Annotated in this window: 21 protein-coding genes; 9 read left to right on the forward strand and 12 right to left on the reverse strand. The window is 60.1% G+C overall.

Annotated features, from left to right (window positions below; genetic code table 11):
- Positions 1-14 precede the first annotated feature (14 nt).
- A complete protein-coding gene (locus ABRP66_RS09160; protein WP_349838605.1) occupies positions 15-1,472 on the forward strand; it encodes a glycosyltransferase 87 family protein in 1,458 nt (485 codons plus the stop codon).
- Between the two features lie 127 nt (positions 1,473-1,599).
- Here the strand turns inward: ABRP66_RS09160 and ABRP66_RS09165 are convergent, their stop codons facing one another.
- Genes ABRP66_RS09165 through ABRP66_RS09175 form a run of 3 tightly spaced genes read right to left on the reverse strand, consistent with a single transcriptional unit; the run spans position 1,600 to position 3,982 of the window.
- Complete coding sequence (locus tag ABRP66_RS09165) at positions 1,600-2,739, reverse strand: glutamate--cysteine ligase (protein ID WP_284785197.1); 1,140 nt, start codon at positions 2,737-2,739, stop codon at positions 1,600-1,602.
- 44 nt (positions 2,740-2,783) lie between these two features.
- The gene (locus ABRP66_RS09170; protein ID WP_284783054.1) at positions 2,784-3,683 is read right to left on the reverse strand and encodes a LytR C-terminal domain-containing protein; all 900 of its coding nucleotides are present in this window, start codon (positions 3,681-3,683) and stop codon (positions 2,784-2,786) included.
- A 23-nt stretch (positions 3,684-3,706) separates the two neighbouring features.
- On the reverse strand, positions 3,707-3,982 hold the full coding sequence (locus ABRP66_RS09175) for a DUF3263 domain-containing protein (protein WP_284783055.1): 276 nt from the start codon (positions 3,980-3,982) through the stop codon (positions 3,707-3,709).
- Between ABRP66_RS09175 and ABRP66_RS09180 the strand changes: the two genes are divergently transcribed.
- From ABRP66_RS09180 to ABRP66_RS09195, 4 genes are all read left to right on the forward strand, one after another.
- On the forward strand, positions 3,981-4,604 hold the full coding sequence (locus ABRP66_RS09180) for a peptide deformylase (protein ID WP_284785199.1): 624 nt from the start codon (positions 3,981-3,983) through the stop codon (positions 4,602-4,604). The two genes, ABRP66_RS09175 and ABRP66_RS09180, sit on opposite strands and share 2 nt — an antisense overlap.
- Before the next feature lie 2 nt (positions 4,605-4,606).
- Positions 4,607-5,608, forward strand: coding sequence for an N-acetylglutamate synthase, CG3035 family (locus tag ABRP66_RS09185; protein ID WP_349838606.1), 1,002 nt, complete (start codon positions 4,607-4,609; stop codon positions 5,606-5,608).
- Positions 5,609-5,690: 82 nt separating this feature from the next.
- Positions 5,691-6,500 carry an exodeoxyribonuclease III gene (locus ABRP66_RS09190; protein WP_349838607.1) on the forward strand — a complete coding sequence of 270 codons (810 nt, stop codon included), beginning with the start codon at positions 5,691-5,693 and terminating at the stop codon, positions 6,498-6,500.
- On the forward strand, positions 6,501-7,964 hold the full coding sequence (locus ABRP66_RS09195; protein WP_284852384.1) for a phospholipase D-like domain-containing protein: 1,464 nt from the start codon (positions 6,501-6,503) through the stop codon (positions 7,962-7,964).
- 343 nt (positions 7,965-8,307) lie between these two features.
- On the opposite strand, the gene ABRP66_RS09200 is transcribed toward ABRP66_RS09195, so the two are convergent.
- From ABRP66_RS09200 to ABRP66_RS09215, 4 genes are all read right to left on the reverse strand, one after another.
- Positions 8,308-8,835 carry a CAP domain-containing protein gene (locus tag ABRP66_RS09200; protein WP_284783062.1) on the reverse strand — a complete coding sequence of 176 codons (528 nt, stop codon included), beginning with the start codon at positions 8,833-8,835 and terminating at the stop codon, positions 8,308-8,310.
- 395 nt (positions 8,836-9,230) lie between these two features.
- Positions 9,231-10,007: an ABC-2 transporter permease family protein gene (locus ABRP66_RS09205; protein WP_284783064.1), complete on the reverse strand. Its 777-nt coding sequence runs from the start codon at positions 10,005-10,007 to the stop codon at positions 9,231-9,233.
- Positions 10,008-10,013: 6 nt separating this feature from the next.
- Entirely contained in the window at positions 10,014-11,024 is a 1,011-nt protein-coding gene (locus tag ABRP66_RS09210) for an ABC transporter ATP-binding protein (RefSeq protein WP_284783067.1), read from the reverse strand.
- A 30-nt stretch (positions 11,025-11,054) separates the two neighbouring features.
- Positions 11,055-11,549 carry an NUDIX domain-containing protein gene (locus tag ABRP66_RS09215; RefSeq protein ID WP_284783070.1) on the reverse strand — a complete coding sequence of 165 codons (495 nt, stop codon included), beginning with the start codon at positions 11,547-11,549 and terminating at the stop codon, positions 11,055-11,057.
- Positions 11,550-11,619: 70 nt separating this feature from the next.
- Between ABRP66_RS09215 and ABRP66_RS09220 the strand changes: the two genes are divergently transcribed.
- The 3 genes from ABRP66_RS09220 to ABRP66_RS09230 are packed head-to-tail and all read left to right on the forward strand — an operon-like array spanning position 11,620 to position 16,999.
- Positions 11,620-13,065, forward strand: a complete 1,446-nt coding sequence (locus ABRP66_RS09220; RefSeq protein ID WP_284783071.1) for a GlnX family signal transduction membrane protein — start codon at positions 11,620-11,622, stop codon at positions 13,063-13,065.
- A complete protein-coding gene (locus ABRP66_RS09225; RefSeq protein ID WP_349838608.1) occupies positions 13,065-14,072 on the forward strand; it encodes a glutamate ABC transporter substrate-binding protein in 1,008 nt (335 codons plus the stop codon). The genes ABRP66_RS09220 and ABRP66_RS09225 overlap by 1 nt, the downstream gene beginning before the upstream one ends.
- Positions 14,069-16,999, forward strand: a complete 2,931-nt coding sequence (locus tag ABRP66_RS09230) for a tetratricopeptide repeat protein (protein WP_284785210.1) — start codon at positions 14,069-14,071, stop codon at positions 16,997-16,999. The genes ABRP66_RS09225 and ABRP66_RS09230 overlap by 4 nt, the downstream gene beginning before the upstream one ends.
- A gap of 16 nt (positions 17,000-17,015) precedes the next feature.
- On the opposite strand, the gene ABRP66_RS09235 is transcribed toward ABRP66_RS09230, so the two are convergent.
- Together ABRP66_RS09235 and pta are read right to left on the reverse strand one after the other, a co-directional pair.
- Positions 17,016-18,239 (reverse strand): acetate kinase, encoded by a 1,224-nt coding sequence (locus ABRP66_RS09235; RefSeq protein ID WP_284770447.1) that lies wholly within the window; start codon positions 18,237-18,239, stop codon positions 17,016-17,018.
- The gene (gene pta / locus ABRP66_RS09240; RefSeq protein WP_284770446.1) at positions 18,240-19,607 is read right to left on the reverse strand and encodes a phosphate acetyltransferase; all 1,368 of its coding nucleotides are present in this window, start codon (positions 19,605-19,607) and stop codon (positions 18,240-18,242) included.
- A gap of 228 nt (positions 19,608-19,835) precedes the next feature.
- Here pta and ABRP66_RS09245 point away from each other — a divergent pair, with 228 nt between their 5' ends.
- Positions 19,836-21,197 carry an FAD-dependent oxidoreductase gene (locus ABRP66_RS09245; protein ID WP_349838609.1) on the forward strand — a complete coding sequence of 454 codons (1,362 nt, stop codon included), beginning with the start codon at positions 19,836-19,838 and terminating at the stop codon, positions 21,195-21,197.
- A 34-nt stretch (positions 21,198-21,231) separates the two neighbouring features.
- Here ABRP66_RS09245 and purT read toward each other — a convergent pair whose 3' ends face one another.
- The 3 genes from purT to ABRP66_RS09260 form a co-directional block, all read right to left on the reverse strand.
- Positions 21,232-22,584 carry a formate-dependent phosphoribosylglycinamide formyltransferase gene (gene purT, locus ABRP66_RS09250; protein WP_284783073.1) on the reverse strand — a complete coding sequence of 451 codons (1,353 nt, stop codon included), beginning with the start codon at positions 22,582-22,584 and terminating at the stop codon, positions 21,232-21,234.
- A gap of 165 nt (positions 22,585-22,749) precedes the next feature.
- Positions 22,750-23,499: a class F sortase gene (locus tag ABRP66_RS09255; protein ID WP_284770443.1), complete on the reverse strand. Its 750-nt coding sequence runs from the start codon at positions 23,497-23,499 to the stop codon at positions 22,750-22,752.
- 134 nt (positions 23,500-23,633) lie between these two features.
- Positions 23,634-25,036: VaFE repeat-containing surface-anchored protein (locus ABRP66_RS09260; RefSeq protein WP_349838610.1), on the reverse strand; the 1,403-nt coding region annotated here is incomplete at its 5' end.

Raw genomic sequence — 25,036 nt, forward strand, 5'->3', positions numbered from 1 at the left:
AGGCACCTTTAACCGTGAAAAAGCTCTACGGACTGCCTACTCTGGCCGCCCTTTTGGTTGCCTTCTTTATTTTCAGCATCTCCCGCTATAGCAAATACGACGGCCCCAATGCCTTCATCTGGCGCGTGCCGCTGGATTTGAAGATTTACTGGCTCGCCGGCGGCGAGGTGGCTGATGGCGCCAATCTTTATGACAATGCCTATATTGGCGATCTTCCTTTTACCTATCCTCCCTTTGCCGGCACGCTGTTCAAATGGATTTCCGCGCTTGCCGATGACCCCCTTATCATCCTCTGGCAAGGCGGCACCATCCTTGCCTTATTGGCCGTCATCCTCATGGTCTTCCACGAGCGCGGCCTTAAACTTTCGCCGTTGACCTGGGTGGTTGCCATCCTGCTGGTGCTGTGCGCCCCGGCTGTAGAGCCGATGTACGGCACCTTGTTCTACGGCCAGATCAACGTCTTTTTGATGTTCTTGGTTGCCCTCGACGTCATTCCAAAGAAGTGGGCACTGCCAGGAATTGGCATCGGCCTCGCCGCAGGCTTGAAGCTCACCCCAGCCTTTATGGGCTTAGTGCTCCTTTTCCAGAGGCGCTGGTGGCAGGCGGTTATCTCCGTCCTTACCTTCGCGGTGACCGTTGCGATTGGTTTCGTCACCATTCCGGATGCCGGGGTGTTCTGGACCGATGCCATCTTTAATTCCTCCCGCGTGGGTGAACACACCAACCCTGGTGCGCAATCCATTCGCTCGGTCATGGTGCGCGCCTGGGGCATCGACGGCGGTTGGATGTGGCTCGCCGCTGTCGCGGTCGTCTTCGTCTTGACCTGCCTGGCCCTGCGCACCGCGATGAAGCACAAGAATAACTCCGCCGCCATGTCCATTGCCGGCATTAGCGCATGCTTGGTCTCGCCCTTTTCCTGGTACCACCACTGGGTCTGGATCTTCCCGCTGGCTATCGTGGTTCTCATCTCCGTCAACCAGGCACTGGGCAAGCGTTTGCGCGGTGTTATCGGCGCGCAAGTAGCAGCACTCATTTCCTTCGCGGCCATGTGCGTGGTGCTCCTGCCCTTTGTCTCCGCAGCTTTCTGGCTCGAAGCCTCCAACCGCTCTCTGAACCATGTGGACTTCCAGCCTTGGGCTCTGCTCTTTTTCACCGGCTCCGGCATCCTCTACATCGCCTTTTATGCGCTGTGGGGATTTATCCCTGGCACCCAGCCCAGCGAGGAAGACGCCCCCAGCGGACGGCACGCGGCACAGCGTGCTGCTCAGCCGCAGCACACTCAGGCAACCGGCGCTCCCGCATCTGGTGCACCTACGTCTGGCGCTGCCGCACGGGGTTCTGCCACCACCGACGAAACCGCACAGTTCCCGGTATTTAACCCTGAAACCCGCGAGTTTCCGTCCACCGAGGGCTATACCGATATTCCAGCTCCCCCGTCCTACGGTGGCCGCCACGCCCTCGATAACGACTAAGCGGCATGCCGCCGCGGGGTGCAGCAGCCATCTGCGCACCGCCGCGCCTGCCGCGCCCAGTTACTTCCAGTGTGGCTCTAGGCGTGCAATCACTGAGCGCACGGCTAGCCGATCATCGGTTAGCTAACTAGCGCACCGGCCGGAAGGTGTGAAGCTCGCGGCAGGTTTCTTCGACGACATCGCGCCAGCTGCCGGTTTCTTGGAAGAGGCGGCGTTGGCGTTCGTATCCGGCGCCGCCGTCGATGATTTCGTGCACCAAGACCAGTTCTTCCGCGCAGCCTAACTCGCGGGCTAAGGGCGTTAGTTCTTCTACCATCTGCGCCAATTCATCTTTGACCCAGGCCTCGTCCGTGTCGCGCGAGGTAATAACGAGGGCATCCATGCCGTAGCGCGCCCCGCGCCACTTATTTTCCGCCACGTGCCACGGCTGCAAGACGGGTAACTCCTCGCCGGCATCAATCATGCGGTCATAGTGCACGACCAAGCAGTGCGTTAGCGCGACGACGGCGGATAGCTCTCGCAGGTTCGAGGTGGCATCGGATACGCGGACCTCTACGGTGCCCCACTTCGAGGCCGGGCGGATATCAAAGTGCATCGAGCCGGTGTGATTGATGACCCCGGAAATCGCCTGATCCCGCATATAGGACTGCCACTCGTCCCACGTGAAGAACTGGTAGGGCATGCCTGCGGTAGGCAGCTGTTGATAGAGCATCGTGCGGTTGGAGGCGTAGCCCGTATCCAATCCTTCCCACCCCGGCGAGCATGCAGAAATGGCCAAAAGGTGGGGGTACTTCGTCATCAGCGCATTGATGATGGGCCAGACGCGGTCCTCGTGGCTGATGCCAACGTGGACGTGGGTACCCCACAACAGCATCTGCTTTCCCCAATACTGGGTGCGAGCGATGATCTCTTGATAGCTGGGTTTATCTGAAAGCGGGTTTTCCCGGAAATCCGTAAACGGGTGCCCACCAGAGGCCCACACGTCGATGCCGAGCTTGGCCGCGGCTTCTTCCACGGCGGCGAGCGAAGTTTCTAACTCCGCAATGGCTTCCGGCACCGTGGAGCAAATGCCCGTGACTAGTTCCACCGTATTCTGTAGGAATTCTTTTTCCACGTGAATATCGGGGTGGGCGGCAGTAGCGAGATCAATGAGCTCAGCCCCGCGCGGGACGAGATCGCGCGAGTCGCGGTCCACGAGCGCGACTTCCCATTCCACCCCGAGCGTGGGCTCGGGGGAACGGGCGAATACTTCTGCCGGAATCTTCACCTGTCCAGCTTAACGGGTAGGCGGTAATATTCCATGAATTTTATTTAGGCCTGTGGGACTGCGAGGGCGACCACGACAGCTCCGTCCTCGGTGGCTTCCTTGGGCAGGTCCCTATTCATAGGCTTGACTTCTGCCTGGTAGCGCGCGGCAACTTCCCTGGCCAGGGACTCTGCAGAGGCATCGCCTTCTGGGTAGAAGACGGTGGTCTTGGGCACGGTCAACACGTCGCCTGGCAGGTTGCCCACATAGCCCACCTTGAAGCCACCGTCCTTCAACACATCGGCTTCGTTTTTGGCCTTATCGGATTCACCGGAGTTATTGAGCACGCTGACCTTAATGTCATTGCGGTCGCGCGCAGCGGACGGCGCGTCGTTGCCGCCGGCCCGGGCTGCATCCCCGGTGCGGTCGGAATCTTCGCCGCGCGCACCGTCCTCGCGGCCCGCATCGCGGTTGGCTTCGTCCTTGGCGTCGCCGTTCGGGTGCGCGTTATCGCCCTCGCCTTCGCGCGGCGGTTGGTTATTGGCCCCGTCGCGGGAGCCATCGTCGCGCGCGCCATCCGCGGCAGGACCCCCGGCGCCATTGCCCTCCTGGCCTCCATTAGCTGAACCGTCTGACTTCGACTGCTCGGAATCAGAAGCTACGGTCGAATCGTCGTCTTCTGAGGTCATGGCATAAAGGCCCCACAGGCCGAGCATCACGGCCACGGCGATCAACACCATCGCAAGCCCGCGCAGTGGTAAACCGCCCTTCTTAGCGTGGGCGCCTCCCCCACCGCCGCCGGTTCCGGCCGCAGCGGCTCCTGCTCCGGCACCTGCAGCGCCAGCGGCAGCAGCGTCGTCGTAGGCGTCGTCATAATAAGCATCGCCGTAATCGGGCGCGGCGGCATCGCCAGCTGCGTCGTCGAATTGCTGGTCGTATATATTATCCGGATTCTCTTTAGTCACTTCAGTAACATTAGTAGCCAGTTCTAACGCGGTGGGGTATTTCCCCGCGCGGCGCGCCGCGTATTTTCACGCTCCTCCCGCAGGCGCTTCAGCCGAGCCACCAAGAGGGGATGGGATTCGGCGGCAGCGGGGGCATCAAGAAGCAGGTTCAGCCGTTGGTGATAGCGCACCGGCGAGATATCCAGCTGCGCACGAATGGCCTCTTCCTTGCAGCCAATGCTGCGCGGGGCGGCTTCCTCAAAATCTAAGATGGCGGCGTCTAGGTCAGACAAGGGGTTCATGCCTAAACTGTAAAGCATGACTATTCGCCCCATCGTTATCCACGGCGACCCCGTGCTTCATCAGCCCACCACGCCGGTGGAAGAATCCGAGATTTCCAGCCCAGAGATGCAACAGCTCATCGCGGACATGTACGAGACCATGGAAGTTGCCCATGGCGTGGGCTTGGCTGCGAACCAGGTGGGCATCGGCAAGCGGCTCTTCGTCTACCACTGCCCCGATACCGAAGGCCCCGATGGCACCGAGCTGCCCGCGGACAAGGCCGGCATGCGCAAGGGGTGCGTTATCAACCCGGTGCTGGAGACCTCCGAGATTCCAGAGACCATGCCTGCCGATGACGGCTCCGATGACGAAGGCTGCCTCTCCGTGCCGGGCGAGGGCTTTCCCACCGGCCGTGCCGACTGGGCGCGCGTGACCGGCAAGGACGAGCACGGCAACGATACCACCGTGGAGGGCTATGGCTTTTTCGCCCGCTGCCTGCAGCACGAGACCGGCCACCTCGACGGCTACGTCTATACCGATACCCTCATCGGCCGCTACAAGCGCCAGGCCAAGAAGGCCATTAAGCGCAATGGCTGGACCGAGCCGGGCTACACCTGGATGCCGGGTGAAGACGAAGATCCCTTCGGGCACGACGATTAATCATGTCTCGCATCTTTCGTTCCGATGACGTGCAGGTAGGCGATCGCGTCGTGGCCCGGCGCGATTTTGGTGATGTGCACAGCGATGTCATTGGCCACGTCCTCAGCCTCGAGCCGCTGGTCATCCGCCCACAGCAGGTCGGCGGCTACCCCTCTGACCTCGAGGCCGTAGAGATCGCGCCCGAGCAGCTGAAAATTATCAAGCGCCTCTCGCCGCGGATGGTGCGCAATTCCGATATTCGCGCCGTCGAATACGCCACCGCTCAGGCCTTTCCCGGCAAGGAGCACACGTGGACCTCGGACGGCTCCTGGCTCATGCGCGCCGGCGATGGCGTGACGGGCCGGTCCAATTCCGCCGTCCCACTCGGGCCCTCCGCAGGCTTTAATCCGGTCCCGCTGGCGGAAATCACGGAGTTCTACCGCCGCCACGATCTCCCGGTGCGCCTGCTCATCCCGGAACGCATTGGCAAGCCCGCAGAGCGCCTGCTTGCCCATGCCACCTGGGAGACCGAACCCGAAATCCTCGTCATGGTCCTGCGCGATCTCGCGGGTCTATCCGCCGAGGTGCCGGGCTCACACCCCAGCGGCGCAGAGTTCCGCATCGATGACCAGCCCGATGACGCATGGCTGCAGATGTACCACTTCCGCGGCCAAGCGCTGCCTACCCAGGCCTTGGAATACCTGCGCGCCCGCATCGAGGGCACGATGGGCTTTGGGCGGTTGCTTGTCGGCGGCGAGACCGTTGCCATCACCCGCGGCACCATTACCGAATCCGGCGACGGCACCGCCTGGCTGGGATATTCCGCCGTGGAGGTAGCACCCTCGCACCGCCGCCAGGGCTTAGGTGCCCTCTTGGGCCAGCACATGCTGCGCTGGGGTCGCGACCAGGGTGCGCAGCACGCCTACCTCGATGTCCTAGCTTCTAATACCGCCGGCATTCGCCTGTACGAAAAGCTGGGGTTCATCGAGCAGCACCGCCAGATCTACGCCCGTCTGCGCGACTAGCCCCAGCTGGGTTAGTCCGCCTAGCCCGCCGGCTGCGGCCTGGACTAGTCCGGGCCATTGCCCGCGCGGTACTGTATTATCCATGCGCATCACCACGTGGAATATCAACTCCGTTCGCACCCGCATCCAGCGGGCGCTGGATCTTCTCCACACGCACGACATCGACGTGCTGTGCCTACAAGAGACCAAGGTCAAGGACGATAAATTCCCCCGCGAGGCCTTCGAGGATGCCGGGTACCACGTCACCTGCCATGGGCTTAACCAATGGAATGGCGTGGCCATCATTTCCAAAGAGGAGCCGGAAGAAGTCTTTACCGGATTTCCCCACCAACCTGGCTTTGCTAAGGACCCTGAAAAACCCCAGGACCGCGAGGCCCGGGCGCTTGGTGCGCGCATCCGCGGGGTAGAAATCTGGTCGCTATATATCCCCAACGGCCGCGAGATAACCGACCGCCACTATGACTACAAGCTGGACTTTCTCTACCAGCTCTCCCGCTACGCCGCGGGGCGCGCCCAATCTAAGCTGCTTCTAACCGGCGATTTCAATATCGCCCCGCGCGATGAGGACGTATGGGATATCGAGGCCTTCCGCGGCAAGACGCACGTTACCGAACCCGAGCGCGCCGCCTTCCAGATGCTCGAGGAGGCCGGCCTCGAAGAGGTCACGCGCCGTTTTACCGAAGATCAGCGCTATACCTACTTTGATTACAAGGGGATGCGCTTTCACAAGAACGAAGGCATGCGCATCGATTTCCAGCTGGCGTCGCCGCCGCTGGCCAAGCACGTCACCGACGCGCGCGTAGACATGGAAGAACGCGCTGGCGAGAAGACCTCCGATCACTGCCCGCTTAGTGCAGATTTCGATCTGCCCGATTTCGATTCCGTGCGTTAAATGACTTGGTCGCTCGATCTCAGCTTCTGGCAGCTGATCTTCCTCATCATTGATTATTCCATCAAGATCATCGCCGTCGGCTTCGTGCCAGAAGGCCGCCGGCCCTCCAATTCCACCGCGTGGTTGCTGGCCATTCTGGTGCTGCCCGTCATCGGCCTGCCGCTGTTTTTGCTCATGGGCTCGCCGTATATCAACCGGCGCCGCCACCGTATCCAGCAAGAAGCCAATGAACGCCTCGAGGATATTTCCGCCCGCACCCCGGATCATCCCAAGGGCATCCTGTCGACGGAAGTGGAATCCGTCATCAAGCTCAACCGCGAGCTGACCGGCTTTCCGGCGCTCATTGGCCACAACTTGGGCCTGCATGCGGATTACGATGAATGCATTCGCGCCATCGCCGCGGCCGTGGACCGCGCCGAAAAGTACGTTTCCATCGAGGTCTATATCCAATCCTGGGATGAGACCACGGATGTATTTTTCCAGGCCCTCGCCCGCGCCACCGCCCGCGGCGTCAAGGTTCGCCTTTTGCTGGATCAGATTGGCAGTTTTAAGTACAAGGGTTATTCCTCGCTGGGGGATAAACTCACGGAAATCGGCGTGGATTGGCGCCTCATGCTGCCCATCCAGCTGCACAAAGGCCGCTTCCGCCGCCCGGATCTGCGCAACCACCGCAAGCTCGTCATCATCGATGGCGAGGTCGGCTTTATCGGTTCCATCAACCTGATCAAGCGCAAATATAAAACCAAGGACCGCTTTTGGATCGATTACATGGTGGAACTGTCTGGCCCCATCGTCACCGCCATGACCGCGGTCTTCGCGGTGGATTGGTACACCGAATCCGGCGAGAACCTTCCGCTAGATGAGCTACCGTATGATGATGCCCAAACCGTCGACGCCAACTACCTGCAGATGATCCCATCCGGCCCCGGCTATACCACCGAGCCCAACCTGCGCATGTTTAACTCCCTGGTGCACCACGCCAAGCAGCGACTCGTGCTGTGCTCGCCGTATTTCGTGCCGGATGAATCGCTCTTAGAGGCCGTCACCACCGCCTGCTACCGCGGGGTGGACGTGGAGCTTTATGTCTCCGATACCGCGGACCAATTCATGGTCAACCACGCCCAGTCCTCGTATTACCAAGCGCTACTTGAGGCCGGGGTGCATATCTACCAATTCCCCTACCCCTACGTCTTGCACTCCAAGTTCATCATCACGGATCCGGATGACCAGGAGTTCAATCCGCTGTGCATGTTCGGCTCATCCAATATGGACCCGCGCTCCTTCGGTCTCAACTATGAGACCACCATGCTCGTGGCCAAAGGCGATCTCCTCGCCCAGTTCAACCAGCTCGCCGCCAATTACCGCGCGGTCTGCCACGAGCTCACCCTAGAGGAGTGGAACCAGCGCGGTTTTGTCCGCCGCTACGTCGATAACGTCATGCGGCTGACCTCGGCACTGCAATAAGCTTTGCTTGCCGATGCCCCAATAGTCCGCTCATAGGATATCTAAAACAAGCCTTCTGTTGTAGAGCCAAAGTAGAACATCCCGCGTTGAACCGCGCACGGCATTACCGCAGAGATGAGTTTGTAGTCCACTTAATTGACTCCGGATCGGCGTTAATTATTGGAACTAATTGCGAAAGATACGCCGAATTCTCCGCAGATTTCCCTCTTGTCTATTGCTTTTTACTGTAAAGCCTGATCCTAGATTTTGACATTGCCTATGCGCGAGAGCGTATCAAAAGCTTAGGGAATACAAGAGTGATCATATCGCTCCTATTCCGAAGAGGATTACAAAAGGAACTTCTTTAACGTCCAAAATTCTGTACGGCAAAAAGCTCACCATTCGCCCCAACGGCAATGCCCGTACCAACCGTTTTCGCTTCTGGATCTAGCAAAATCTTCCTGTGGCTGGGAGAATTCAGCCACATATTCACCAGCTTCGCATCTGCGAAATCATCCCATGCTTGAAGGACGTTTTCGCCACCGGCAGGAATACTATCCGGATAGGTTTCCCAGTGATTTGGCCGATGCTGCAAATCCCCTGTTCCCACCAAATGGTCGGCCCAGTCTTGAGCGATATTGTTTAACGCAGGGTTTTCTGTCACGGGATTTAAACCATGATCCGCCCTTGCTGCATTGACTTCGTTAACAATAGAGTGTGCACGGGCCCCATCGGGCTTCATGTGGCTAACTACTTCAGCAGCGTTACCGACAGGACCTTGTGCCTTAGCTGGAGGGGTAGTTGCGGCTACCCCACCTCCCACTAATGCTGCGCCCGCGATAGTCGGGGCTACAAACTTCTCAACAGAATCAGGAAGAATTTCGTCGGACACTTTTATCACTCCTTCAGATAAACTTGGCTAAATTGCTCTACACAATCTCTTTCCCTCTCTTCCCACCTTAACAAAAAAGAAAAATATTTTCAGCACATAGACAATATTTAAACTGCATTTCCGATAAAATAGAATTATATTTAAAGGCGTTCAGAGTTTAATTTGCGATATGCGCTCATCCATAGGGTCCTCAACCATTCTCCCACCTGGAAAGGCTGTTTTCTGAGGCAGCCATTAATCACCACTAATAAAAAATAACCGGCTGATCACAATCAGCCGGTTACCAGTCAGGTCTCAAACAACAGACCTACCCACACTGGACGAACCCGAATAACTTCGCCCGGAGGGTTCACAGATTAATTAAAGCTTCCTCTCTACAAACACGATATCCTCGCCTAAGCATCGCGCTTGTGCAGTACTAGCACGCCAAGGGCCCACAACACCGCGGCCCAGATGAAGAATACGATGCCGCTGCCTGCAGCCTCGGTCCACAGTGCGTTATCCACTGGGGTATTGAATAGCCAGTTCTGGAAAGCGGTAAAGGGCATGTAGCTACCAATCTTATCGCCTACCACGGGCATCATGCTGACGATTTGATCCACACCCAAGTACAAAATAAGGCCCAGCGCCACAGAGCCCGCGGTCTGGCGAATGAGCATGCCGATGCCTTGGGCAAAGGCCACCAGGAGGCCCGCGGCCAGTGGGTACTTCCACAGCTGCTCGCGGCCGACTTCATCGTTCCAGGGGTCGAAGGTGGCGGAAATGGAGCTATCGGCAAACAGATCCGTAAGCAGGTACGCGCCCACCACACCAATGAAGGTCAGTACGGCCGCGATGACCGCGTATAAGACCAGCTTGGCCACGGCCACGCTCCAGCGCCGCGGGGAGGCCATGAAGGTAATGGACTGGGTGCCGAAGCGGTATTCCGTGGTCACCAGCATGATGGCCTGAATCATCAGCACCGGCAGGCCTAGGGTCCCCAAGAATACGATGGTGAACTCGGGACTAATAAGCTGGAAGCCCATATCAACGGCTTCCGGATCGAGTGGCTCCATAAACGCAGCGCTGACACCGGCCCAGCCCCAGGAAAATAGGAGGAATAGAGCGGTAGTCCACCAGAAGGAGCGGGTGGTGCGCAGCTTAATCCACTCGGATTTCAAGATATTCAACATGGCGGATTAAACCTCCTGCTCGTTGGGGCGGGCGAACCCACCGGACTGACCGGGCTGGCCTGCCTGGCCCGACTGACCTGCCTGCGTGCCCGAGGCACCAGGCGTGCCTGCGTGATACTGCACGGCATCGCCAGTGAGATCCATGAAGGCATCCTCCAGCGAAGCGCTTTTCAGGGTGAGCTCGTGCAGCGGCACCCCGGTGGAATAGGCCAGCTCGCCCACGAACTCGGGGGTCTGGTTGATGACCTCGAGCCGCGGGCGGCCCTCCTCGTCCTTAGATTCGGTAAAGGAAACGCCCTCCTTCTTTAGGGCTTCACCGAATTCCGGGAGGTGGTTCGAGCGCACATACACCAAGGACTGCGAGTGGCCGCGGACGAACTCGTGGGTGGGCTTATCCGCAACCATCTTCCCCTTGCCAATGACCACGAGGTGGTCAGCCGTCTGGGCCATCTCGGACAAGAGGTGGGAGGAAATCAAAATGGTGCGCCCTTCTGCAGCCAGCGCGCGCACGAGCTGGCGCACCCAACGGATGCCTTCTGGATCTAGGCCGTTGACCGGCTCATCCAGGATGAGGATGCCCGGATCGCCCAATAGAGCGCCCGCAAGGCCCAAACGCTGGCCCATGCCGAGGGAAAAGCCGCCGGCTTTCTTACCGGCGACATCGGAAAGCCCCACCAGCCCCAGCACCTCATCAACGCGGGAGGCGGGAATGCCATTGGCCGCCGCCATCCACTTCAGGTGATTCGCGGCCGTGCGGTTGGGGTGTACCGCCTTCGCATCCAAAAGCGCGCCCACCTCGCGCAGCGGGTGCTCCAAGTCGCGGTAGGGTTTGCCGTTTACGCGAATCTCGCCCGCCGTGGGCTCGTCCAAGCCCACGATCATCCGCATGGTGGTGGATTTGCCGGCACCATTGGGCCCCAAGAAGCCGGTGACCACACCGGGCTTTACCTGAAAGGTGAGATCCTCAACCGCGCGGACAGACCCGTAATCCTTAGTCAGTCCCTGTACTTCAATCATGAGCACTACAGTGCCATAATTTTGGATACTTTACCGGTACAGTTTTTCCACCCGCTGCCGCAGGGCGGGAAAGGCGTGGCGAAATGGCGCGATAAGCGGCAGGTTTTCCACCTCATCCAGGCCCACCCAGCGCAGCTCGTGCGATTCCTCGTTGGCGGTGGTGGGCAGACGCAGGCCGCTGCGGGTGCGCGCTAACACGGTGGTATAGGTCCATTCCCCCGGCAAATCCCCCGCGGGAGGATAGGGCCCGGCCGTTACCTGGGTGTCGAGCACCTCGACATCGGCAGGCGCGATGGCGCACTCCTCATGCGTTTCCCGCAGCGCGGCCTGGGTGGGTGTTTCTTGCAAGTCCCGCGCGCCGCCGGGAATCCCCCAGGTATTGCCGTTATTGGTCCACGCGGCACGGTGTTGCAGCAGCACCTCGCGACCGGCGACGAGGAAGAGGCCGGCGGCACCGAATTTTCCCCATACGCGAATGCCACTGGGGCCCGCCGCCCAGCCGTCTCCACTGTGAGGGTTATGCATATTTCCTATCCTAGCCACACACGCGGGTAAATGGTGGCGCCCAGCACACTGGGGGCGTTATTCTAAGTAAATGACTGAGCAGGCAGTGCGGGTAGAGTCAGAGCGCGATGAGGACGCTCACCCCAGCGATCACTGGCTGGATGAGGTTACCGCGCCCTCTCGCCCGGCCCTAAGCGGGCTCACCCACCGCGCCATGGAATGGTTCGCGGGCCCGGCGCGCCTGCTGCGGCGGTTTTATTACTTCGCCTCCACCACCCCGGGCAAGCTTTTTACCGTCACCCTGATCCTCACAGTGGCATTAGGAGCCGCCGGCTTGTCGATGTCCCAGTCTTCCGCCGCCCGCCACTCCGACCTCGACGAGCTGCTCAACACCACCGAGCCGATGTCCAATGCGGCCCACCACCTCTATAGCTCCCTATCGGTGGCAGATACCATCGCCACCACCGGATTCGTGCAGGCCGGCGTGGAATCAGAGGGCAACCGCGAGCGCTATAACGATGCCATCGACGCCGCCTCCATTGCCGCGACCGAATCCGTCCTGGGCACCACGCCTGACGATGCCCGCGTGCGCGACCTCGTTACCTTCATCCAGCGCGAGCTGCCCATTTATACCGCGATGATTGAAAAGGCGCGCTCGAACCACCGCGCCGGCAATGCCGTGGCTAACTCGTATATGTCCAATGCCTCCTCGCTCATGCGCGAGCACATCCTGCCTGCGGCCTCCGAGCTCTTCCAGCTGACCACCGCAAAGGTCAACCAAGAGCAGCAAAAGCTCACCTCACCGCAGTGGGTGCCGCTATCTGGCCTTTTAGCCGCGGTCTTCTTCCTCATCGTGGCGCAGTGGTGGCTGTGGCGCCAGACCCGCCGCCGGTTTAACCGCGGCTTTTTAACCGCAACGGTGCTGCTCTTCTTGGCCATTTTCTGGGTCGCGCTGTCTAATTTGGCCACCTGGTCCACCGGCCACCAGGGCTTTGAAACCGCCTCGCGCCCGTGGGATTCGCTGACGGCCTCGCGCATTGAGGCGCAGCAGGCGCGCACCTCAGAAACCCTCGCGCTGGTGCTGCGCTCCTCTGAGGAAGATACGCTCGAGCGCTTTTCCGGATCGGTAGATTCCATTGAAAAGGCGCTGGGGGATTATGAAAGCGCGCTGCATGATGATGACGTCGAGGTCAACGATCCCGAGCTCATCCACAGCGCCCGCGCCGCCACCGAAAAGTGGCAAGACTCGCACGAAAAACTCATGGAGGCGCTGAGCGAGGGCGACTACGATGAGGCGGTCTACCAGGCCACCATCACGGATCCTGAGGATGGCGAAACCACCGCCGCGCAGTCCTTTAATGAGCTCGATAGCGAGCTTTCGGAACTCATCGGCCAGGCGCGCATCGCCATGCGCACCTACTTGGAGCGCGGGCTAACCGCCATGACCGCGGTCTCCTCCGCCGTCTTCCTGCTCACCCTGTGCGCCATCTTCGCGGTGTGGCTGGGCATTCGTCCCCGACTGCAGGAGTACCTCTAATGCGCTACCGAGCACCCCTTACCGCCATCATTGCCACCTGCAGTGTCCTCGCGCTGGCCGGCTGCGATATTCGCTCCGCTCCCCCGCTGGAATCGCCCGAACAACAGGCACTCGATGCCAGCCCCGGACTGCCGCTGCCAGAGGGCTCCGCCATAGAAGAAGCCGGCAGCACCACACCTAAGAAGGAAGACGATACCGAACTCAAAGGCACCTACCGGCCGGATGGCAAAACGGCGAAGGAGCGGGTGCCGGACATCGTCAAGCGCGGGCGCCTTATCGTGGGCGTAGACCGCTCCAATAACCTGTTGAGCTACCGCGATGCCGCCTCCGGCGATGTCCGCGGCTTCGAGGTCGATATCGCCCACGAGATTGCCCGCGATATCTTCGGCGATCCCAATAAGGTGGATTTCCGCTTCGTCGAATCCTCCAACCGCACCGCGGCGCTGGATAATAGCACCGTCGATATCATCGTGCGCACCATGACCATTAGCCCCGAACGCGAGAAGGAAGTAGCCTTTTCCATTCCCTATATGACCACGCAGACCCGCATGCTGGTGCTCACCAGCTCCGGGATGAATTCCATCGATGATGCGGAAGACAAAAGGCTGTGCGGGGTGCGCGGGTCCACCGCGCTGGATACCATCCGCGAGCGCGCCCCCAAGTCCGATATCCTCATCACCCGCTCCTGGGGCGATTGCCTCATGGCGCTGCAGCTCAACCAGGCCGATGGCGTGGTGGTTGATGATGCCCTGCTCTCCGGCATGGCCGCGCAGGATTCCTATACCTCCATCGTGGGCGAGCCCCTAAAGACCGAGAACTACGGCGTTGCCGCGCGCCGCCCCAGCAAGGATCATGACACCCGCCCGCTGCTGCGCCAGGTCAATTCCACCTTAGAGCGCATCCGCCGCGACGGGACGTGGTCCGACATCTTTGATACGTGGCTCGGCGCTTACCTAGACGAGCCCACCCTGCCGTCGGGTACATACATCGAGGAAGATAAGTCATGAAGCATAACCCGAATTTCAGCGAAGACGAGCTCGAATACCTAGAGCCCGAAAACCTCGATACCCAACGCCAATTCCGAAAGCCCACCAAGTCTTCTTACCGCGACGCTGACCACGGCCAAGAACCTGACCAAGACCGCAGCCAGGACCGCGACCTCGGCGCTGCCGACTCCCCTGACGCAGCCAACACAGGCGACGCCGCCGACCCCGCTGGTCCGGATACCGCCGCTGCTCGCCCCAACGCTGACAACCGCAACATCGGCGCCGATACGGCGGCAACCACTCATAACGCTGGCAAGAGAAATAAAGGCACTAGCGAAGCTGACGTTGATACCGCCGCAGCGCAGGTTCCCGGCACGGCCCCTGCCGCTGCCTTCCCGAATACGGAGGCCACGGGTAGGCGTACAGCGGACGGCAGTACGACTGGCCCAAACGGTGCGGGCCCAAACGCTGCTGACCGGGCCACAGCGGGCCAGGGCGCCTCAGCTCAGGGCGCGCGGAACGGCAACGACGCCGATGAGAGCGACGATGACGGCGAAACCGGCGGAGTGGGCACGGCGGCCGTGGCGTATGACCCGTTCGCCAGCGAGCCCATCGAGCACCGCGGAGATCCGGGAACTTCTGCGGTGGCCTTCGATCCCTTTGTCGATGACGATGAAGACGACGACGGATCCATCGACCCGGATCACCTCTCCAGCCTGCTCGCGGACCTAGAAAATATCCGTGCCCAGCGCGAGAACGAACGCGATGAGAAAACGGCCCAGGAAAAGTCCTCGGAACGTTCGCGCCAGCAGGCGATCGATACCTTCCGCGAGCGCCGCGGTACGCAGCGCACCGAGCGGCCGGTTGCTGATGGCATGGTGCGCCTGCCGTTTATCACCCCGGCCGATCCCACCACCGCCCTCATCGATCCCAAAGAAAAGATCAAGGGCAAAAAGGTCCCACCACCGCAGCTAGAACCGGGCGATATGGTGGCAGAGCAATACGAGATCCTCGGCGTCATCGCCCACGGCGGCATGGGCTGGATTTACCTTGCCAATGACCACTACGTCTCCGGGCGCGTGGTGGTGCTCAAGGGCATGCAGGCCCAAAAGTCTGCCGATGAGACGGCCGCTGCCGAAGCCGAGCGCGAGTTTCTGGCAGACATTACCCACCCGGGCATCGTCAAGATTTTTAACTTCATCGACGATGAGCGCGTGCCTGGTGGATTCATAGTCATGGAGTACGTGGGCGGGCCATCGCTAAGAAACAGGCGCAAAAAGCAGCCCAACGAGCTTTTGCCCGTTGACATTGCCATTGGCTATATCCTGGAAATCCTGCCGGCGCTGGAGTACCTGCACTCGCGCGGCGTGGTCTATAACGACCTGAAGCCGGATAATATCATCGTCACTGAGGACCAGGTCAAGCTCATTGACCTGGGTGCGGTCTCCGGCATCGGGGCCTTCGGGTTTATCTACGGTACCCAGGGCTTTCAGGCCCCGGAGGTCGCCTCCAGGGGTCCGTCCATCGCCAGCGATATCTATACCATCGGCCGCACCCTGGCGGCGCTGTGCCTCAAGCTCCCCAGCGAGGACGGTGTCTTCCTCCCCGGCATCCCCAACCCGTCCAAGGAGCCGGAGCTGCGCCGCTTCCTTTCCCTCTACCGCCTGCTGCTGCGCGCCACCCACCGCGACCCGCAGCGCCGGTTTAGTTCCATCAAGGAGCTGCGCACCCAGCTCTACGGAGTGCTGCGCGAGGTCCTTGCCATCCGCGACGGCCGCCAGTACCCCTCCCAGCACTCGCTCTTCTCGCCGCAACGTACCACCTTTGGCACCAAACACCTGGTCTTTCGCACGGATCAGCTTATCGATGGCATCGATCGCACCATCCAAATCACCGCCCCTGAGGTCGTCTCCGCCTTGCCGACGCCCCTGGTAGACCGCGATGATGTCGGCGCCAGCCTGCTGCAAGGTACCTCGTATGCCGAGCCGCAGGAAGCACTTGAGACCCTGCGCCAGGCCATGCGCACCCCGGAATACGAGCATTCCGCCGAGATTCCCCTCGGCGTGGTGCGCTCCATGATTGACCTGGGTTATACCGACGAGGCGCGCCAGTGGTTGGGCTCCATCGAGGACCGCCTGGGCCGGGACTGGCGCTACCAGTGGTACGCCGGCATTACCGAGCTCTTGCACGATGATTACGTCGATGCACAGGAGTACTTCGCCACCGTTTTGGACTTATTGCCCGGCGAGGCCGCCCCGAAGCTCGCCATCGCGGCCATCAATGAGCTCATCCTGCAGCAGATTGATTACAGTGAAACACCTCTTATCGATGCCACCGTAGCCCGCGCCTGCTCCAACCTCTACACCACCCTGGCGGATCTCCCCTCTTCCGCTTTTGAGGGGCAGCCGGAAATCTGGTCGCACGTCACCCAAGACCCAAGCGCACTGCGGTTTAATTCCATGCGCCTATACGGCATCGTCTGGGCAACCAACCCCACGACGGTGTCCTCCGCCTTTGGGCTCGCACGCCAATTGCGCGCGGAGGGGCAGGTGGAGCTGTCCGTAGCCACCTTGGATAAGGTACCCAATGCCTCGCGGCACTTCCGCATGGCGCTTCTGACCACCGTGCTGCAGCTCATCGTGCATGATTTATCTGAATCGCGCATTCGCCGCGCTGCCCGACGCCTCGAAGAAGTCCCCACCAACGAGCCGCGCTTCCTCCAAATCAAGATCGCCGTTATCTCCGCGGGCCTTAACTTCCTGCGCAACGCCGATCTCGCGCGGGCGTCCTCGCCCAATGATCTCTTCGAGTACGCCTTTACCCAGCGCGGCCTGCGCACCGGCCTTGCCGAGACCCTGCGGGCTCTTGCCCGCCAGGCCCCGTTTAGCCGCCACCGCTACGCGCTGGTGGACTTGGCCAACCAAGTCCGGCCCATCACCACTTTCTAGCGGCTACTTAGATGGCCTACTTAAATAGGCCTTCCTCGCGCGCCTTGGCTGCGACGTCTGCAGACTTCTGCGCGATGGCCAGCTCCTCATTGGTGGGAACCACCAAGACCTTGACCGGGGAATCATCGGTGGAGATGACCCGCGGCTCATCGGAGCGGACGAGGTTGCGCTCCTTATCAAAGTCGATGCCGTACATATCCAGGTTGTACAGCGCGTCTTGGCGCACCTCGGTGTCGTTTTCGCCCACACCGGCGGTGAAGGTAATCGCGTCCACGCGGCCCAGAGCAATCATGTAGGAACCGATGAAGCGGCGCAGCTGGTGGATGTAGATGTTATACGCCAGCCATGCGTCTTCATTGCCATTATCGATGTGCTCGCGCAGCGTACGGAAGTCATTGACGCCCGCGATACCCTTGACGCCGGATTGCTTATTAAGCAGGTTATCGATCTCGTCGATGCGCATGCCCGCCTGGCGCACTAGGTGGAAGATGATGCCGGGATCGATATCACCGGTACGCGTACCCATGGCGAGGCCAGCCAGCGGGGTAAGGCCCATCGAGGTATCGATGGCACGGCCATTGCGGATGGCCGCCGCGGAGGCACCATTGCCCAGGTGCAGCGTGATCTGGTGGGTGTGCTCCGGATCGCGGTCCAAAATCTTCGGCACCTGTTGGGAGACGAACTCGTGAGAGGTGCCGTGGAAACCGTAGCGGCGGATATCGTATTTGGAGGCGACGTCGCTATTGATGGCATAAAGCGCTGCGGCCGGCGGCAGGGTATTAAAGAATGCAGTATCGAAGACCGCCACGTGCGGAATATCTGGCAGGATCTTGCGCGCCACGCGGATACCGTCCAGGTTCGCCGGGTTGTGCAGCGGGGCCAACGGGATGAGGTCCTCGATCATCGATTCAATTTGGTCCTCGATGAGTTGTGGCTCCGAAAAGAGGCGGCCGCCGTGCACGACGCGGTGGCCCACGGCGATGATATCGACGTCCTTCGGGCCCACCTGATGATCATCCATCAGGTCAAAGGCGCGCTTTAGGCCAAAGGAGTGATCGGGAACTTCCAGTTCCTCGGTGACCTTTTCCCCGCCGACCTTGATGGTAATGGCGCCGCTCGGCTCGCCAACCTGTTCCACCAAGCCAGAGACGAGTGGATCATCGGTGGCACTAGCGGTTGGGTCCACCAGCTGAAACTTGATGGACGAGGATCCCGAGTTAAGGACCAGTACGTATGACATTTATTTCTCTCCAGCCTGGATAGCGGTAATGGCAACGGTATTGATGATGTCTGGAACGGTAGCGCCGCGGGACAGATCGTTGACCGGCTTGTTCAGGCCCTGCAGGATGGGGCCCACGGCTAAGGCGCCGCCGGTGCGCTGCGCGGTCTTATAGCCAATATTGCCGGCATCCAGGTCGGGGAAGACGAAGACATTGGCCTTACCCGCGACATCAGAATCCGGCATCTTCTTCGCGGCAACGCCAGGATCGCAGGCGGCGTCGAACTGCAGCGGGCCATCCACCTTCACCGAGGAGTCCAGCTTCTTGGCGGCCTCGACGGCCTCGATAGCGCGCTCGACATCCGGGCCGGTGCCGGAAGCGCCGGTGGAGTAGGACAGCATGGCCACGCGCGGATCGATGCCGAACTGGGACGCGGTTTGCGCGGAAACCACGGCAATCTCGCCCAGCTGTTCCGCAGTCGGATTCGGGTTCACGGCGCAGTCGCCGAAGGCCCACAGGCGCCCGCGCATGACCATCAGGAAGATGGAGGAGACCACCGAAGCATTCGGCTTGGTCTTGATGATCTGGAAGGACGGCTTAATGGTGTGGGCGGTGGTGTGGGCGGCGCCGGATACCATGCCATCAGCAAGCCCTTTGTGCACCATCATGGTGCCGAAGTAGGAGATGTCCTGCATGGTCTCGCGGGCCTGCTCTAGGGTCACGCCCTTCTTCTTACGCAGTTCCGCGAAATCGGCGGCAAACTCCTCCGCAAGCGGCGATTCCAGGTGGTCGATGATATCGGCACCCGAGACATCCAGACCCAGCTCCTTGGCGCGGGCCTGGATATCGGATTCCTTGCCCAGGATGGTCAGCCGGGCAACCTCATCGCGGAGCAAAGCATCGGCAGCTTCAAGGATGCGGTCGTCATCGCCCTCGGGCAAGACGATGTGGGATCCAGCCGACTTGGCTTGGTCGATGAGTTGCTTCTGGAAGAGGTCCGCGGACATAACGGGCGCGGTCTCCTCGGCGGCCTGCAACGCACCTGGCACGGCCTCCAGATCGGTGAAAACGCCGGCAACGGTAGCGCCGAGGGACTCGGCCTTGCGCTGCGCCAGCTCCGCCGCGCGCTCGGGGGCGCCGGAGATAATGACCAGCGGCAGGCCCAGCGCGGCGGCGACCTCCGCATCGAAGGTGATCTCGCCGGTGCCTTGGACCAGGAGGGCACCGGCAGTGGCGGTGGGCGCGTTGGCCAAAACATCCGCCACGGTGGGGTCAAAATCTTCTAAGCGGAGCAATTCAGCGCCAAGGCTATCCGCCAAGGCGGGAATATCGAGGCCATCGAAGCCGCGGCCGATGGAGCTTAACACTGTGGACTGGGATGCAGACATGCGGATTACCTTTCCTTTGCCGTCACGGGGAACACTGGGAACACGCGCCGTAACATTATGCCGTAAATCACAGTTACTAGCACGTGGTGACGTCTCCACTGTACGTGAATCAGACGCTTTTCCGCGCCTCGGCGCCCTCCTAAACTGGGGGTTGTGAGCACCGTGACAATTAATGCATGGCCACCGCGTAGAATGTGAGAAAACCCAAAGAAAGGACACCCTAAACAGATGACTAGCCCCGTGCGTGTCGCCGTGGTCGGCTCCGGACCGGCCGGCATTTACGCCTCTGACCTCCTCGTAAAGTCCGATGTGGACGTGCAGATCGATCTCTTTGAAAAGATGCCTGCGCCCTTTGGCTTGATTCGCTACGGCGTCGCCCCAGATCACCCACGCATTAAGGGCATCGTGCAGTCACTGCACAACGTCATGGAGAAGGAAGAAATCCGCTTCCTGGGCAATATCGAAGTGGGCAAGGACATCACCGTCGAAGAGATGCGCGAGTACTACGACGCCATCATCTTCGCCACCGGCGCCACCGCCGATAAGAAAATGGGCATCCCCGGCGAGGACCTCGAGGGTAACTACGGCGCCGGCGAATTCGTGGGCTTTTATGACGGCAACCCCAACTTCGAGCGCGATTGGGACCTATCCGCGGAGTCCGTCGCCGTCGTGGGCGTGGGCAACGTCTCGCTCGACGTATCCCGCATCTTGGCCAAGACCGCAGATGAGCTGCTGGTGACGGAGATCCCAGACAACGTCTACTCTTCCCTGAAGGAAAACCGCGCCAAGGAGGTCCACGTCTTTGGCCGCCGCGGCCCGGCGCAGGCCAAGTACACGCCGAAGGAGCTCAAGGAGCTCGATGAGTCCCCCACCATCGAGGTCATCGTGGACCCAGAGGACATCATCTACGACGAGGCATCAGAAGAAGCTCGCCGCGCCGCAAAGTCCACCGACTTGGTCTGCCAGACCCTAGAGTCCTACGCCATGCGCGAGCCTGGCGATGCCCCACACAAGCTCTACATCCACTTCTTCGAGTCCCCAGTAGAGGTGCTTGGCGATGACGGCCACGTCACCGCCATCAAAACCGAGCGCACCCAGCTCAATGGCGATGGCTCCGTGAGCGGCACCGGCAAGTTCACCGAGTGGCCGGTGCAATCGGTCTACCGCGCTGTGGGCTACCACCCGCAGTCCGTCGAGGGCATTCCCTTCAACGACGACTCGGCCACCATGCCCAACGACGGCGGCCACGTGCTTGCCGATGTCGACGGCAAAAAGCTGCCCGGCCTCTACACCACCGGTTGGATCAAGCGCGGTCCAGTGGGCTTGATTGGCAATACTAAATCCGATGCCAAGGACACCACCGGCATGCTGCTAGAGGATTACAAGGCAGGCGAGCTCGAATCCGCCACCAAGCGCGATCCGCAGGAAATTCTCGATCTGCTCAGCAGCCGCGATATCGCCGTCACTACCTGGGACGGCTGGCACCGCCTCAACTCCGCCGAGCAGGCCGCCGGCGAGCCGCACGGCCGCGAGCGCATCAAGATCGTCGAGTGGGACGAGATGGTCAAGCACGCCGGCCCGCAGCGCTAACCAGCGCTGCGCCGCGGGGCTGGCTGGCGCTGCGCTAGTCGGTATCGTCCACCCCTGAGGTCAGCTTGGGGTCGAGTTCAACCCCACCCTCATATTCAATGACCTCAATATCGGGCACATTGTCCGCTTGCGGGTCGATACCGCGCGCACCGCCCTGCGCGAGCAAGCCAGGAGTCGAGGTCACGCTCACCTTATGCGCCGCCAATGCGGCGCGGTCGCGGGCCTCTTCCACCGTTTCCGCCGTCGTGGTCACAAGCCCCATGCGCCGGCCCTTATAGGCATCGGGCTTACCAAAGAGCTTCACGTCCGTCTCGGCGTAGTGGAGGGCGGAGGCGATGCCGGTAAAGGCGACATCGGCAAGCGGCTCCTGCGCGTGCAAGAACATGCTGGCGCCTGGGGTTATCAACGTGGCGTCGATGGGGTAGCCCAAAATGGCGCGGGCGTGCAGATCGAACTGGGAAAAGCGCTGCGTATAGGCGGTAAGCATCGCCGTATCCGAAGGCCGCGGGGAGACCGAGGAAAAGTAAACATCATCGCCGGCGACGAAAAGCTCCACGCCGTACACGCCGCGCCCGCCCAACTCATTGGAGATGCGCGCCGCAACCGACCGCGCGTTCTCCAGCGCAATCTCGCTCATGCCGGTAGGCTGCCATTCTTCGATCAAATCGCCCTTCTCGTGGCGGTGACCAATGGGCTCGCTGAACCACGTGGCCAGCTTGCCCGTGGCCGGATCGATGGACCGGATGGCCAGCAGCGTGACCTCGAGGTCAAAATCCACGAAGCGCTCCGCCACCACGCGCTGCGAATCCGAAGAAACGCGGCGCACTGTTTCCCACGCCTCGCGCACGTCTTCTACATCCCGCGCCAGCATGTGGCCTTTGCCCGAGGTGGACACGTCCGGCTTTACGATGCACGGAAACCCCAGCTCCGTCGCCGCTTCTTCCAGCTCCTCCACAGAGGAGGCAAAGCGGTAGGCCGAGGTCGGCAATCCAATATCTTCTGCCACCGCGCGCACCCGCTCGCGGTCTTGGGTGAGCGCGCAGGCGCGCGCCGTGGGCACGACGACGGCATCGGTGGACTGCTCAACCTGCTCCAGGGCCTCCACCGCAACGATTTCCACCTCCGGCACCACGTAGTGCGGCTGAATCTGCTGCACCAATTCTGATACCTCCGCGGAGTCAGTTATATCCGCGATATAGCTATAGTGCGCCACTTGGTGCGCCGGCGCCCCCTGGTACTTATCCACCGCGTGCACCTCAAGGCCCAGGGACTGGAAGGAAATAGCCAGCTGCTTTCCCAACTCGCCCGCGCCGAGCAGCAATACCTTCGTGGCATTGCCCGTCAGCGGCGTGCCGATATGACCGGCGATTTTGCCTGGAATATCCATGACTTTGCTCCTTTGATTCCGCTCCGAGCAGCAGATACTTCCCCAAAGTATTTCATAGATGCCCGCCGCAGCCCGGACGCACATGCGTGAAGTGCATAAACGCAAGCGCCCGGCCAAGGATTTTCATCCTCGAACCGGGCGCTCGTTGGGCTCTAGAGCGGACCGCTAGGCCTGGGGTGCCTCTGGTGGAACCGGGGCATCGACTGGCTCTGCCACGGTAATGATGTTGTCCTCATACCCCAGCGCACCGCCGATAAACTTGCCACCACAGGTGATAAGAACGAGGCGATTCGTGCCGTCCGTGTCATTGACCACGTCCGGGAAATCCCCACCCTTAGGCAAACGGTACGGCTTTTCCGTCACGCGAAAGACACGCTCCTCACCATCGATAACCACGGTGAATTCCTGGTTTAGTTGCAACCGGGTAAATTTTTCCGCGTAGCCAGTACCCTGACCCTGGTAATTCACGTGGCCGGTAATCACACTAGAACCGACATTACCGGCATCACCAGGAACAGCGGAAGCAGAATACCAACCCAAACGGGTGACATCATGTGGCGGCAACAGCACACCCCGGTCAGTCACCTGCACCGGATCCACAGCAGCGTACTGGCCATCGATGCCCACGGACATCGCTGCGAAACCATGAAATTGACCCGGAGCCGTTTCAAATTCATGCTCCTGTGCGCCAGACTCATCGACGAACGCATCACCCTTAGCTTCCGGGTTTTTCCCCGCAGAAGTATCTACAGCCGATCCACTCTGTGATCCCTGCTCAGCCTCATTGCCTCCCTCACCAGTGGTGAAATTAAGAACCAGCAGGAACAGCAGCACAATTACCGCCACTACCAGCGCGATAAAACCAACCTTCTTACCTCGGCTTAGGGATTCCTCGCGGCCTGTTTCCTCAGACATTACCTAGTCTCCTCACTTAGTTTTCTCAATGGTTCATAAAATGGTTTTCCCCCTCCAGCGTGTACGGGGACACCCTGAAGGGGGAAACTTTGTACCCAGGCGCTATAGCCTGCTACCTAACCAGTACGTTCACACTACTTAATGTAGGTTTGCATACCTGGTTCAAGTTCGGTCGCACCAGATGGCACGGACTTAATCTCGGTACGTTTTGCATCCGACGGCAATGGCTTACCAGTCTTGCCAGGCACGTGGTTCGTTATATCGACATGCTGCTCGACCTTACCAGTACCCTTGTCAGCCTGTGCCGGAGCATCCTGCTCCTTCACCTTGACGCTCGGGCGCTCACTCTGGCCTTCAGCCTTTTCCTTAGGCTTAGACTCCGGCTTTTCGTCCTTCTTAGACGTTACCGTCTGGTCATCATCATTGATGTCCTTGTGCTCAGCAATGTGGTTCGGCTTTTCCGGAGTTACATCCGGAGTCTCCTCACCCTTGGCATCAACCTCAACAGAGGTCAACTCCTCAAAGGCAACCGCAGCCTCAACCGGCTCCGTCACATCATCATGAACAGTGATTTCAACATCAACCTTGCCAGCAGACTTCTCTGGGGTAAAGGTCTTCTCACCGGTACCCAGAACAGTCTTCTCATCCTTCTTGGAAATAAGCTCAGCCTTCAGAGTGTATTCCTTACCAGGAACCAAGCCCTCATAGGAAACCTCATCAACAATCTTGGCGCCAGCAACGACAACGTGCGAACCTTCAGCAAAATCAGCATCCGTCGTGATCTTTGGCTCTGGGCTGTCACCAGGCTCCTGCCCCTGCACCTCGGTCGGGCGAGGCTCCTTCGACTTCTCAGAAGATGTGCTCGTAGAAGGCTTAGCGTTGGCCGAGGTCTTCGAAGAAGACGTCTTCGTTTCGGACGGCTCCGAAGGCTTAGATTCGGACGTAGTCTCCTTCTTTGGTTCAGAGCTCTTGGACTCCGAAGTACTTGGCTTGGAGCTACTCGTCGAAGTCATTGGCGTAGACGTCTCCGAAGGCTTGTTGTCCTTCTCAGGCTTCTCATCCTTCTTAGACGTTACCGTCTGATCCGCATCATCGATGTCCTTGTGCTCAGCAACCTTATTCGGCTTCTCAGCATCCGGAGTCTCCTCACCCTTGGCATCAACCTCAGTAGAAGTCAACTCCTCAAAAGCAACCGCAGCCTCAACCGGCTCCGTCACATCACTATCAACAGTGATCTCAACATCAACCTTGCCAGCCGACTCCTGCGGAGTAAAGGTCTTCTCACCCTTACCAACCACAGACTTGTCTGCCTTATTAACCAATTCCGCATTCAGGGTGTACTTCTTCCCTGGGACCAAGTCCTTGTACTCAACGGTATCGGTCACCTTAGCACCAGCAACAACCTGATCAGCATCTCCGGCAAACTCAGCCTGAGTAGAAATCTCCGGATTCCTATCAGACTTCTCAGGCTTCTCATCCTTCTTAGACGTTACCGTCTGATCCGCATCATCGATGTCCTTGTGCTCAGCAACCTTAT

This window comes from Corynebacterium sp. KPL2680 (genome assembly GCF_040225675.1).
Taxonomy (GTDB): Bacteria; Actinomycetota; Actinomycetes; order Mycobacteriales; family Mycobacteriaceae; genus Corynebacterium; species Corynebacterium rhinophilum.

What these genes read in the sequence shown, in the direction of transcription:
- ABRP66_RS09180 (WP_284785199.1), top strand. Translation starts at nt 3,981, where the DNA reads ATGACTATTCGCCCCATCGTTATCCACGGCGACCCCGTGCTTCATCAG.
- ABRP66_RS09175 (WP_284783055.1), bottom strand. Translation starts at nt 3,982, where the DNA reads ATGCTTTACAGTTTAGGCATGAACCCCTTGTCTGACCTAGACGCCGCC.
- ABRP66_RS09185 (WP_349838606.1), top strand. Translation starts at nt 4,607, where the DNA reads ATGTCTCGCATCTTTCGTTCCGATGACGTGCAGGTAGGCGATCGCGTC.
- ABRP66_RS09190 (WP_349838607.1), top strand. Translation starts at nt 5,691, where the DNA reads ATGCGCATCACCACGTGGAATATCAACTCCGTTCGCACCCGCATCCAG.
- ABRP66_RS09195 (WP_284852384.1), top strand. Translation starts at nt 6,501, where the DNA reads ATGACTTGGTCGCTCGATCTCAGCTTCTGGCAGCTGATCTTCCTCATC.
- ABRP66_RS09205 (WP_284783064.1), bottom strand. Translation starts at nt 10,007, where the DNA reads ATGTTGAATATCTTGAAATCCGAGTGGATTAAGCTGCGCACCACCCGC.
- ABRP66_RS09210 (WP_284783067.1), bottom strand. Translation starts at nt 11,024, where the DNA reads ATGATTGAAGTACAGGGACTGACTAAGGATTACGGGTCTGTCCGCGCG.
- ABRP66_RS09215 (WP_284783070.1), bottom strand. Translation starts at nt 11,549, where the DNA reads ATGCATAACCCTCACAGTGGAGACGGCTGGGCGGCGGGCCCCAGTGGC.
- ABRP66_RS09220 (WP_284783071.1), top strand. Translation starts at nt 11,620, where the DNA reads ATGACTGAGCAGGCAGTGCGGGTAGAGTCAGAGCGCGATGAGGACGCT.
- ABRP66_RS09225 (WP_349838608.1), top strand. Translation starts at nt 13,065, where the DNA reads ATGCGCTACCGAGCACCCCTTACCGCCATCATTGCCACCTGCAGTGTC.
- ABRP66_RS09230 (WP_284785210.1), top strand. Translation starts at nt 14,069, where the DNA reads ATGAAGCATAACCCGAATTTCAGCGAAGACGAGCTCGAATACCTAGAG.
- ABRP66_RS09235 (WP_284770447.1), bottom strand. Translation starts at nt 18,239, where the DNA reads ATGTCATACGTACTGGTCCTTAACTCGGGATCCTCGTCCATCAAGTTT.
- pta (WP_284770446.1), bottom strand. Translation starts at nt 19,607, where the DNA reads ATGTCTGCATCCCAGTCCACAGTGTTAAGCTCCATCGGCCGCGGCTTC.
- ABRP66_RS09245 (WP_349838609.1), top strand. Translation starts at nt 19,836, where the DNA reads ATGACTAGCCCCGTGCGTGTCGCCGTGGTCGGCTCCGGACCGGCCGGC.
- purT (WP_284783073.1), bottom strand. Translation starts at nt 22,584, where the DNA reads ATGGATATTCCAGGCAAAATCGCCGGTCATATCGGCACGCCGCTGACG.
- ABRP66_RS09255 (WP_284770443.1), bottom strand. Translation starts at nt 23,499, where the DNA reads ATGTCTGAGGAAACAGGCCGCGAGGAATCCCTAAGCCGAGGTAAGAAG.